At 47.0% G+C, this 12038-nt stretch carries 11 protein-coding genes; 9 read left to right on the top strand and 2 right to left on the bottom strand.

Annotation, left to right across the window (positions count from 1 at the left end; genetic code table 11):
* Nucleotides 1-211: 211 nt before the first annotated feature.
* From ACO0K3_RS13940 to ACO0K3_RS13920, 5 genes are all read left to right on the top strand, one after another.
* On the top strand, nt 212-1249 hold the full coding sequence (locus tag ACO0K3_RS13940; protein WP_422985562.1) for a zinc-dependent alcohol dehydrogenase family protein: 1038 nt from the start codon (nt 212-214) through the stop codon (nt 1247-1249).
* Nucleotides 1250-1350: 101 nt separating this feature from the next.
* Nucleotides 1351-1902, top strand: coding sequence for an NADPH-dependent FMN reductase (locus ACO0K3_RS13935; RefSeq protein ID WP_422985560.1), 552 nt, complete (start codon nt 1351-1353; stop codon nt 1900-1902).
* Between the two features lie 120 nt (nt 1903-2022).
* On the top strand, nt 2023-2664 hold the full coding sequence (locus ACO0K3_RS13930) for a PRC-barrel domain-containing protein (protein ID WP_422985558.1): 642 nt from the start codon (nt 2023-2025) through the stop codon (nt 2662-2664).
* Between the two features lie 216 nt (nt 2665-2880).
* Nucleotides 2881-4296, top strand: a complete 1416-nt coding sequence (locus ACO0K3_RS13925; protein ID WP_422985957.1) for a M64 family metallopeptidase — start codon at nt 2881-2883, stop codon at nt 4294-4296.
* Between the two features lie 232 nt (nt 4297-4528).
* Nucleotides 4529-5044, top strand: coding sequence for a hypothetical protein (locus ACO0K3_RS13920; protein WP_422985556.1), 516 nt, complete (start codon nt 4529-4531; stop codon nt 5042-5044).
* 142 nt (nt 5045-5186) lie between these two features.
* Here ACO0K3_RS13920 and ACO0K3_RS13915 read toward each other — a convergent pair whose 3' ends face one another.
* Entirely contained in the window at nt 5187-6554 is a 1368-nt protein-coding gene (locus ACO0K3_RS13915) for a pectate lyase family protein (RefSeq protein ID WP_422985554.1), read from the bottom strand.
* 416 nt (nt 6555-6970) lie between these two features.
* Here ACO0K3_RS13915 and ACO0K3_RS13910 point away from each other — a divergent pair, with 416 nt between their 5' ends.
* The gene (locus tag ACO0K3_RS13910; RefSeq protein ID WP_422985552.1) at nt 6971-7420 is read left to right on the top strand and encodes an SRPBCC domain-containing protein; all 450 of its coding nucleotides are present in this window, start codon (nt 6971-6973) and stop codon (nt 7418-7420) included.
* Nucleotides 7421-7506: 86 nt separating this feature from the next.
* Nucleotides 7507-7941, top strand: coding sequence for a cupin domain-containing protein (locus tag ACO0K3_RS13905; RefSeq protein WP_422985550.1), 435 nt, complete (start codon nt 7507-7509; stop codon nt 7939-7941).
* 79 nt (nt 7942-8020) lie between these two features.
* Here the strand turns inward: ACO0K3_RS13905 and ACO0K3_RS13900 are convergent, their stop codons facing one another.
* Nucleotides 8021-10378 carry a heavy metal translocating P-type ATPase gene (locus ACO0K3_RS13900; protein WP_422985548.1) on the bottom strand — a complete coding sequence of 786 codons (2358 nt, stop codon included), beginning with the start codon at nt 10376-10378 and terminating at the stop codon, nt 8021-8023.
* Nucleotides 10379-10465: 87 nt separating this feature from the next.
* Between ACO0K3_RS13900 and cadR the strand changes: the two genes are divergently transcribed.
* Together cadR and ACO0K3_RS13890 are read left to right on the top strand one after the other, a co-directional pair.
* Complete coding sequence (gene cadR / locus ACO0K3_RS13895) at nt 10466-10957, top strand: Cd(II)/Pb(II)-responsive transcriptional regulator (protein ID WP_422985546.1); 492 nt, start codon at nt 10466-10468, stop codon at nt 10955-10957.
* A gap of 513 nt (nt 10958-11470) precedes the next feature.
* On the top strand, nt 11471-11899 hold the full coding sequence (locus ACO0K3_RS13890; RefSeq protein ID WP_422985544.1) for a hypothetical protein: 429 nt from the start codon (nt 11471-11473) through the stop codon (nt 11897-11899).
* Nucleotides 11900-12038 lie beyond the last annotated feature (139 nt).

Raw genomic sequence — 12038 nt, 5'->3', positions numbered from 1 at the left:
AGAACGAGTTAAGCGAAATAAAATAAACCCTCTGTGGTGCAACGAACAGATAAACGGCCGTATTGAGAGAATAATTCATTTTAACAAACCACTATAAATGTGCTTTGAAATAGCGTTTGAAAAATACGTCAATTGAACCAATAGACATGATATCTGTTCAATAAATTCGAACAATTATTCTAGCAAGATCATAGAAATAGGGATTAGTTATATGAAAGCTTTTATCTACCAAGGTCCTGGGAAAAGCGTAGTTGAAATGAGACCAAAACCCGGAATAATCGAAGCAACAGACGCGATAGTCAGAGTCACAAAAACAACGATATGCGGTACCGACCTGCACATATTGAAAGGCGATGTTCCAAGCTGTGTCCCTGGAAGAATTTTAGGTCATGAGGGTGTAGGGATTATTGAGGCGATAGGTCCGTCAGTCAGTGCGTTCAAAGTAGGCGACCATGTACTCATTTCCTGTATCAGTTCCTGCGGAAAATGTGAATACTGCCGCAAACTCATGTACTCGCACTGCACAACCGGTGGGTGGATATTAGGAAATAAGATTGATGGCACTCAGGCAGAATTTGTACGTATCCCCTATGCAGACACTAGTCTCTATCCTATTCCTGCCGGATCAGATGAAGAAGCATTAGTTATGCTCAGTGACATCTTGCCGACCGGATTTGAGTGTGGGGTTCTGAATGGAAAAGTACAGCCGGGTAGTGTCGTCGCCATTATTGGAGCCGGCCCAATTGGTTTAGCTGCGCTGCTTACTGCACAATTCTATTCTCCTGCCGAGATCATCATGATAGATCTGAACATAAACCGGCTCGAGGTCGCCATACGATTCGGTGCCACCTCGATCGTAGATAGCAGCGATGGCAAGGCAGCAGAGACCATCATGAAATTAACAAATGGCCGTGGAGTCGATACCGCTATAGAAGCTGTCGGCGTACCCGCTACGTTTGAGCTTTGTGAAAAAATTATCGCTCCCGGAGGTACCATCGCCAACATTGGTGTACATGGCAAGAAAGTTGACCTCCATCTGGAAAATCTCTGGGACAGAAACATCACCATCACAACCCGTCTGGTCGATGCGGTGACTACCCCCATGTTACTGAGGTCACTTCAATCGAAAAAAATTGACCCTCAATTGCTGATCACTCATCGCTACAGCTTCGACCAAATTATGGATGCCTATGAGACCTTTTCTCATGCAAGTGATACGCATGCATTAAAAGTCATGATCGAAATTTAATTCGTTAACAGGTGTATTTCCGTGCCGACATACATTTCATTAAAAATGTCCTGTTCGAATCTGCAAAGATAGCTTTTGCAATTAATCTCCCCGGAGGCAATATGTATCAAATCGGTATCGTTGTGGGTAGTCTGCGCCAAGATTCATTCAACCAAAAACTTGCCAATGCGTTGACAAAAATGGGATCTCACGATTTCTCATTTAAGCAACTTCATATTGGAAATCTGCCGCTATATAACCAAGACCATGATGCAAATCAGGCAGAATCTGTTCGCCAATTAAAGAGCGATATTAAGGCATCTCAAGGTTTACTCTTCGTTACCGCGGAATACAACCGATCTATCCCCGGCGTACTAAAAAATGCGTTGGATCACGCCTCACGCCCCTATGGTCAAAGTGCGTGGTCGGGCAAACCCGCTGGCATTCTTGGGGTGTCGCCTGGCAGCACAGGAACCGCAATGGCACAACAACATCTCAGAAATGTTCTTAGCTATCTCAATGCGCCAACATTGGGGCAGCCAGAAGCCTTTATCCAGGCGACGGATGCACTGTTTACAGCTGACGGGGATATCGGAGAACACAGTAAACATTTTATACAGACATGGATGCACGCATTTGAAGCGTGGGTGAAACTTCATGTCTCACCGCCTTAAGTCATTCAATACATCACCTTCCCTGATAACTACATCCGATTAATTACACTCCGATATTTCACAAAAACCTAGCTAAAAGAGAGCGAAATGAACACGAATTACCTACTCCCAGCAATCTGCATGATATTCCTCATCTCACTCGCCAATGGCGCAAGTGCGCAAGTAGCTGGCTCTACCACGGTCAGTGTATCGGTGACAGAAGCAAGCCGGCTCGCCCTGGGATGGAGTGTGAAGAAAAATATTATGGGTAAAGCAATTTATAACGAACAAAAAGAAAAAATTGGTATCGTAGAAGATCTGATCATTGCGCCAGATAAAAGCGTGTCCTATCTAATCATCGGTGCGGGTGGGTTTGTTGGTATTGGTCGCCATGATGTGGCGATTCCTATCACACAAGTTATAGATCAAAATGGTCGTCTAGTCATGCCGGGAGCAACCAAAGACATGGTTAAATCGATGCCACGCTTTGACTATGCGACAGAGACTGCGAAACGGGATCAATTTATTGCATTCGCTGAGCAAGATATTGCCAAGGCAAAAGCAAAAATAGCCGAACTGGAGAAAAAGACGACAACGGCGAATGCCGATGCAAAACAAAAACTAGATCAACAAATCGTTGCCATGAAATTAGATGTCGCTAGCGCAGAAGACAAGTTAGCCGCAATGAAAAACGCCAGCGCAAAAAAATGGAAAGAATTTGAAGTGAATGTAAACGCTGCAACAGCTCGCTTACACAAGTGGATTGAAACGATGACGAATTAGATCTGCTTGACTGCATCAAAAATGCATACGCTTATTAATGCTGATCAAATCTCTGATAAAAAACCTTATCAGAGATTTTTCATTTAGAAGTTCAGATCTTTTACTGAGTACCGGAATACATCTGAATTTCCGTCATCATCGGGCATCACAATATATTTCTACAGCATACAATATCGGCTATCTCAATTCTACGGAGCCATCGTGTATAAGAAAGCCGTGATTCTATTTTTTTCTGCCTTGCATTTGTTGTTCACTGCATCAATCACCGCAAATGCCGGAGTACCCGCAACAGTGCGGGTTGACTATGTCCATACGGGGAATGCCAGTACCGAAAACTATGCGATTGAGCGTGTTCTGATTGAGCCTTTACCTTGGGCGGGCAATCTCGCACGACCGGTTGACGATAGTGACCGTGGTGTCAATAAGGTCGAGGTATCAGATTTAAAAACGGGTGAATTACTGTACTCACGAGGTTTCTCGACAATTTTTGGTGAGTGGAGCAGCACGGAAGAAGCGAATAAAGTACAACGTGCATTTCAAGAGTCAGTTCGTTTTCCTAAACCAGAAAAACCAGTGCGCGTTCGCATCCTCAAGCGCGATGAAAAAAATAAATTCGTCGTCACCTGGAGTATCGACATCGATACCGACGCGCAGGATGTGGTTCGCCATCAAGGCCCGGCTCCGGCAAAGGTCATCCCGATCAGAGTGAGTGGTCCATCTGATCAAAAGGTTGATCTGCTGATTTTAGGTGACGGCTACACGGCAGCAGATATGACAAAGTTTGAAAACGATGCGCGTAAGTTGTCGGATCATTTATTTCAGGTATCGCCCTTCCGTGAACGGGCAAAAGATTTCAATGTCTGGGCGATGGCCGTGCCAACGCAGGAATCTGGCGTGTCACGCCCGTCGACCGGGGTATATCACTCATCACCGCTGGGAACCCGTTACGATATCTTTGGTAGTGAGCGTTATGTACTGACCACAGATAACCGCGCCTTGCGTGATATTGCGCAATATGCACCCTACGAATTCATCGAGATTTTAGTGAATAACGACACTTACGGTGGCGGTGGTATTTTTGGCCAGTTCAGTACAGCTGCAGCCAGCAACGATTGGGCAAATTACTTATTCGTTCATGAATTTGGTCATCACTTCGCTGGTTTGGCAGACGAATATTACACATCACCCGTCGCCTATCAGTCCAGTGCTAGTCGCCAGGAACCATGGGAGCCGAATGTCACTGCATTATCAGATCCGGCACAATTAAAATGGAAAAATAAAGTAAAAGCCGGTACACCTTTGCCTAGCCCGTGGCCAAAAGAGGTGTACGAGGAACATTCCCGCGAGTATCAGAAGAAGCGCTCTGCCCTGCGCGCGGCGAACAGACCGGAATCCGAAATGAGTGCCTTATTTAAAGAAGATCTGCACTATAACAATGCCTTGTTTTCAAAAGCACCGCATCAACATGTGGTTGGCGCTTTTGAAGGTGCCAATTATGAAGCGAAAGGCTATTATCGCCCTGAAATGCAATGCATCATGTTTGACCGTAGCGATAGCTTTTGCCATGTATGCAGCGATGCTATCAGCACGATCATTGATCTCTACACCACGTCAGCCAAGGCGATGAAGTAAGCAATAAGCGACTATAACAAGCTAGGGCTGGCGATTCTGATGCGATCGAACAAGTGAGAAATGCATTACAATCGTCGCACTTAATCTGATGACGTGCTAAGGCTTTAACATAAGACTCGTTCAACATTAACCTCTTGAAAATCCAAGAGGTTTTTTATTTTCAGATTCACCCGACTCCATCAATCAGTCCTCTGGCGAGGAGTGATCTCAATGTATTGACAGAAAGTAGCGCATGAACGATTTTACCGACCCCGTTGATTTACCTGAAGATAGTGCGCAGGACTCAGATGAAAAAATTCAAGAACCACGTCTGTGGAAGGACAAGGGCTGGACTGCACGTGTTATCAAGAATGACGACGATGAGGGCTGGGCGGTTGCCATGATCAAGGATGGAGAACCTGAGCCTGCACTAGTTGGTCCGTGGACCATGGGTCGCGACAAGAAAAATCCAAAACCGTTAGATGCAAACGCATTTGGCACGCTGGTCAAAACAGCGTCTGAAGTCATCCGTCGTCACGAACAACAACTGCATGCCATTTTGCATAAGAGTTTAATGGTCAGCACCGCAACTGCAGACTACAAAATCAGCCTGGATATCGTGCCGGATGACGACGATCCTTATGCCATCCTGTCGGCGCATGATGCAGACCGTAATGAGTTAGCCAAAGTCAAAGTCGCCGCGAACTATAAACTCTCGATGAGTAATGCCAACGCTTGGATTGAAAATGATTTTCGCAAGCCTGACTGAAATTACTAAGCTGGTATGAATAGCAGCCGGTAAGTAAAAAAGCCCTCATCTCTGAGGGCTTTTTTTACGCCTGCGTGCAAACACAATAACTGGCAATTCGTAGACAAATCACGGCCAGTATAAATGGCTTACCAACTAGGGATCACTTACAGCTTAGCTTGGCGAGGGACGTACCTGCCCCAACAACTGCTGGTAATTTTTGCTTCACACAGGCGGGTTCATCTGGTGTGTAGCTGTACGAGATACCAATGGGTAAATGCGCTGTGGTAACCCAGTCCGTCGCATCGCGGGTAGGCTTGGAGTCGCTGGCAACCCACTTGATTCCGTAGGTACTGAAATCGGCAGGCGTCTTGATGTTATTGTTGCGCAGCTCCCAGTTACCGATCACCGAACTATCTCGGGAAGTCACCGGGTTTTGTGAATTCTCGAAGTAGTTGTTTTCGATCAAAGCATAACCGCTCATACGCACATTGATACCAGAGGTCTTGAGACCGCTATATAGATTGTTATACATGTGGGTGTAGCCGCCGCGCTGCAAAGGTACACGTGAGCCGACGTCTTTGTAGTAATTGTGATGGAAGGTGATATAGCGGTCGCTTGCATCGCTATCACTAGAACCAATCAAGCCTACCTTATGATGATCGTGGATGTAGTTGTAGGAGTAAGTAAGATGATGTGCACCGGCTTTGTTATCGACCAGCCCATCAAATTCCAGGTCGCCAGCGCCGGAACACTCCGCCAGTGAGCTAAACAGGGTATTGTGATCCACCCAGACATAGCCAGGGAATTTACCACTCTGACCTTCAATGCCAATCGCGTCAATAGAGCCGGGTAACAGGCCGATCGTCATATTGCGGATAATGATGTTGGTCGAACCGCCTTTGACAGCGATACCAAAATTGGCGGCAGAGCCATTGGTACCCTCAATAGTGATGTTGCCTTTGTTTTTGACTTCAACAATTGCACCCTGAGGTTTCTTCCATTGAGTACAAGGATCAGGAATCGTGCGGAAATCGAAAGTACCGCTGTAACGAATAACCAGGCCGCCAGTACCCGTATAAGCATCAATAGCGTTTTGCATTTGCGCTGCGCTAGTGACAACAACAGGGGCCACTGTTCCGCCGCCAGTGACTTGTCCTGCAAAGCCGCCGCTATATCCAGCCGGAGTGGTGCCAGTGCCTGATCCTGAACCACCTCCACTGGAACTGCCGCCGTTTCCGCTATCTTGTCCGCCCTCTGGACCGACAGCACATTTCTCTTTTACGTCAGCGCTGGCCGCCACACCAAAGCTAGCAGCCGAACAACTGACATTGCCAGACAAGGATTTTATTACCCATTTATCTTTTAAGCCGAACGATACCTGGCGCGCCTTGTCACCCACTTTACAAACGCCACCCTCATCTGCGCATTTAGAAAAACCTGACGGCCAATCCGCCGCATAGGCAGAACCCGCAGCGCCACATGCTGTGAGCGCGGCAAAGGCGATTAATCTCAACTTCTTGTTATTCATTTTTTATCCGATCATTGTTTAATCTGTTGGTGATGGCAAAATACCTTCATTTATACCAGTGTGATGACGCAGGATCTCGCCGTACATACAAAGATGATCTGGACAAATCCTCAATTCAGGCTCTCAACAAGTTGCTTATTAGTTGCATATTGAAAACTAAAATTGTTGTCGAGAATAATTGTTTCTGTAGCAATTTCATAGTATTTGTATCTATCATGACAACAAATTACAAATTGATACAAGATGCACCAAAATTACGCCTTCTTAGGCTATTTATGCTCCAACATGATTACATCAACGCACCTTTAAGGATCGCCCGGGACTTTAGATTCCGAGGTCTCCACCAGTACGCTTAAAATCTATCCGCTATTTTTTTCAAGTGTCACCTCTACACTTCTATCACCGGAGCTATTTCAATGGACAAATCGACGAATGAAACTCAGATAATGCAGACGCAGCGAACCTTTCCGTACACGCCTGATGAAATCTATGCGAGCTTTTCTGATCCCGGCAGGCTGATGCGATGGTGGGGGCCAAAAGGCTTCACAAACACATTTGAAATATTTGAGTTCAAGACAGGTGGTATCTGGAAGTTCATCATGCATGGTCCTGACGGATCCAATTTTCATAACGAAAATATATTCAAAGAAATCGAGTCTGGACAGAAAGTTGTGATTCGGCATGTTTCACACCCTCATTTCACGCTCACCGTTTCCTTATTACCAGACAAAGAAGGTACTAAAGTGTTGTGGGTTCAGGAGTTTGACGACGTGAAGGTGGCAGACGCAGTACGTCATATCGTCGAGCCGGCGAATGAACAAAACCTTGATCGCCTACACATGCTTTTACGTGGCGAGCTCAAGTGATACCGCTCTAGCATCTAAGAGACCGCACTATTTGATATTTCATCTGATATCCCACCTGATATTCCACTGACAAAGGAATGAGTCACATGCCTGTATTTAGTCCCCACCAGTTTCTTAAGGAAGAAACATCCACACCTGGAACATCAGAGCCGGATCAGACCTTATGGATCAGCGAAGCGGGCCAGCTCACTCAGTTTGGCGCATTCATCGAAATTCTGCAGCCGGGGTCTCGTTCCAGTAAAAAACACTGGCATAGCAAAGAAGATGAAATGGTCTACGTTCTGGAAGGTGAGATAACGCTCATCGAAGGGATAAATGAATCGGTATTGCATCCAGGTGATGCCGCCACATTCCTGGCGAATGTGGCGGTCGGTCATTTTCTTGAAAATCGAAGTCAATCTCCGACGAAATGTCTGGTGGTAGGAACCAGAGCAGCAGTTGATACGATCACTTATCCGGATCATGCCCGCGTATGCTATCGGGATCGCTCACAACCTGAGGACATCTGGACCGATCTGTAAGGTGTACCCGCGCCAAGTCCTCATTCTAATTAGCCACATTGACCTCATGATCCTGTGACTTCATTATCCGGTTATCTTGCTATCTTATGTGATCAGTTTGTTTCCAGCGTAATAAACGCAAACCGTTAAACACCACGATCAGGCTTGCCCCCATATCGGCAAACACCGCCATCCATAAAGTCGCCACTCCCATCATCGCCATCACAAAAAATACGATTTTAATGCCTAAGGCAATCGCGATATTTTGCTTGAGAATAGCGGCGGTGCGGCGACTCAGACGGATAAATTGTGGGATCTTTCTGAGGTCATCATCCATCAAAGCGACATCGGCAGTTTCCAGAGCAGTATCACTTCCGGCAGCACCCATGGCGAAGCCAATATTGGCTTGCGCTAATGCCGGAGCATCGTTGATACCGTCACCTACCATACCCACAGTACGATATAGAGCGATCTCTTGTTTGATCGCTGCCAGTTTGTCTTCCGGTAGCAAATTCCCACGCGCATCGTCAATGCCGGTCTGGCGTGCAATTGATTTCGCGGTCAACGTGTTATCGCCTGTCAGCATCACGGTTCGTATGCCGAGTTGATGTAATTCCGCAATCGCTGCGCGACTGGTATCACGCACTGCATCAGCAACGGCAAACAGTGCGATGACGTGCGTATCATTACTTAACATGACGACGCTCTTACCTTCCGCTTCCAGTCGATTCAGCGCAGTCTCGATTTCTGGATTGCAAATACCCAATTCTTCGATCAGACGATGATTCCCAAGATAGTGAAATTCCGCAGCAAGGCGACCTTTGGTACCGCGACCGGTCAGCGCTTCAAAATCAGTGACCTCACCCGTCAACACATCACCCCTTTTTTCTCGCCAATATGCATGAATCGCAAGCGACATCGGATGATCAGAGCGTGCTGCTAACTGGGCAGCAAGAAGCATGCTGTCTTGCTCTGTGCCCGCCATCACTACCACGTCAGTTACTATTGGCTTACCTTGCGTGATCGTACCCGTTTTATCCAGCGCAATTGACTTCAGATAATGCCCCTCCTCCAGATAACGCCCCCCTTTGATCAAGATACCGGCCTTGGCAGCAGCCGACAATCCGCTGACCACGGTAACGGGGGTAGAAACCACCAAGGCACAAGGGCAGGCAATCACCAGTAAAACCAGCGCTTTATAAAACCAGATCATCCATGGCAAACCCATTGCCAATGGCGGAACAATGGCGATGGCCAGTGCGATCAAAAATACGCAAGGCGTATAGACCTTCGCAAAACGATCCACAAAACCTTGGGTCGGCGCTTTACTAGCTTGCGCCTCTTCCACCGCGTGAATAACGCGCGACATGGTGGAATCATTTTGTAATGCCGTCACCGTGTAGTCAAAAGAACCCGTCTGATTGATCGTACCGGCAAATACTTTATCGCCTGGCACTTTTTCTACTGGCATGCTCTCGCCTGTGATCGGAGCCTGATTCACGCTTGATTGTCCTTTGCTGATCAAACCATCCAGCGGTATCCGCTCACCAGGCGCAACCCGGACACTGGCGCCGAGCTGTGCACTCGCCGCCTCAATGACTTCCCATTTGCCATCGGCTTGTAATACCGTCGCCTGTTCAGGCGTCATCGCCATCAAGCCGCGGATCGCATTACGCGCACGGTCCAGTGACAGAGCCTCGATCATTTCCGCTAATGTAAATAAGACCATGACCATCGCCGCCTCTGGCCACTGCTGCAGAACGACCGCGCCGGTCACTGCGATCGACATCAAGGCATTGATGTTGAGGTTCGCATTTTTTAACGCAATCCAACCCTTCTTGTATGTGCCCAGGCCACTCAGCCCGATAGCACACAGACACAACAGAACAATGGGCCAAGAGCGATCAGAGCCGCTGACCAATGCAATCACTTCGGCGATCAAAGCAGCCGCACCCGCAATCGCTAGCAATATCCATTTTTTTCGCGTTGCAGCAGGTGAGTTATGAGATGGCGCTGGCAGGTTAGAACCGATGGAAGCGGCATCCTCCAACAACACCGCATCCATTCCAATCGCGTTCAATGCGGATTGAACTTGGGTCCGCTGATCTGGCAGATGAATCACTGTCAATTTACGTTGCATCAGATTGAAGTGCAGTTTGCTGATACCGTCCATGTTCGCAAACTTATTGCGTATCAATGCCTCCTCAGTTGGGCAATCCATATTTTCAATAGAGAATAAGGATTTCACGCTGCCAGCTGCCGCGATCAACTCTGTCTTATCAGCGACTAAGTCCACATCCGGCTTGTGATTGCCCGATGCAGCGTCAGACGCATGCGAATGATCGTGGCTGCAACTATGTCCATGTTGAATCTGATCGTCAGAATGGGCCTGATGAGCCGGTTCATGATCAATTTTCTGATCAGATGAATGGTGATGCGAATGATGGTCGTGCGGCATGCTGTTTCCTAAATAAGCGTATATTGCACATTAGAGACCCTGTAGCAGCTACAGAGTCAAGTGCAATTTAGAAATAAAGGCATGTTGATGACTAAAAATCTAATAAATCGGGAACAGAACACAGCAACCAGCGCCGGTTTAAAAATCGGTGAACTGGCGAAAAGAACAGGCTGTCTGGTAGAGACCGTGCGCTATTACGAAAAAGAAAAATTGCTCCCGCCGCCAGCGCGCTCAGATGGCAATTTCAGACTGTATGACGATGGACATGTAGAGCGACTGCAATTTATCCGCAACTGCCGCTCGCTCGATATGACGTTGGAAGAAATCCGTCACTTGTTAAAGTTTCGCGACGCTCCACAAGAAAATTGTGCAGAAGTGAATACGCTGCTGGACGAACATATCCATCATGTAGCACACAGAATCGCTGAACTCAGCAATTTGCAAACGCAATTATGCGAGCTCCGCAGCCTATGCCAACACGTACAAGCGAGCAGTGATTGTGGGATATTGCAGAGTCTGGCAAGCGCCGATGGTGGTGCACCGGCTAATCTGGGTACACATCATGGTGGCTGCCATTAATTGAATTTATGTGATCGTGGTGCCACGAATGCAGTCAATACAAAAGAGTCTCAGACTAAGCTTGAGGCTCATTTTTGTTTCGCAATTTTGGTCAATGTCTATTTGCGGTACTTCATATTTAATCTGACAGACTTTGTCTTGTGATCGGCTGCTTCGTGCTCGAAGGAGCTAATCAAACGATTTTCTTGAGCGCCCGCATAGAGACGAAAGCGGACCACCCGTCGAATCCACTAGACATAGCCTCAAGTCGTGCGTAATCTATTGCACTTGTCACGCAGGCAATTTTTAAGGCCACTGAACAACTTCGCTTGTTTAAAAATTGCTTCGAAAGTGAAATGCGCGGCGTCCACGAAAGCTGTCTGCCTTTCCCGGTTATTTAGTACTGATAAAAATTACAGCATATTGCTGAAAGCATTACAGAGCAACGGTTACGAAGGAACTGCCTCGCCAGGATAGGCAGACAGGCCGCCAGGTTGGGCGGAATCTTTTTCACTCTATTTGAAGTTAGCCACTATGACCGAAGATGAGCGTCGGGAACTTTTAATTACTCTCGATGATGAGCTGCTTAAAGGTGGCGTTATTCTCTCTGAGTGGTGCAGTTTTATTGTGCGAGAAGCAGACACTGCCTTTGTAAAGGGCGCGCACCTAGCCTCAATACTTACCGCCGTATCGGGTATTGAAACTTATCTTCGTTCCGAATATTCAGTCACAGGTAAAGAACGTCTTATTGATTTAATTAATCATGCCAGTATCAAAACCGAACTAAAAACTAATCTCCACTTACTGCGCAAATATCGCAACAAGTGGGTGCACATAGACGACCCCTGGAATGATGCTAGCCTTCTTGAGTGTCCAGAGCAAACTGAGCAAGAGCTTGAGCAAATGGCATTTTTTGCTGCTCGGGCTCTTCGTAGTACCATTTATGAAAATCAGTGGGTTTAGTCTAACCCATCATATATGGACTCCCCCCAAAGTACAAGAAATTAGTCAATAGTTCTGGCGCGAGGAATAAGCCTGCAGTCGTATATCCGGCATCTAATGTGGAATCTATTGTGTTCCGTGCCGACATGGAATCTGCGTG

Source organism: Undibacterium sp. Rencai35W (assembly GCF_049340185.1).
Classification (GTDB): domain Bacteria; phylum Pseudomonadota; class Gammaproteobacteria; order Burkholderiales; family Burkholderiaceae_D; genus Undibacterium.
Note: the sequence above shows the minus strand (reverse complement) of the source record. Positions and strands in the feature narration are given on the sequence as shown.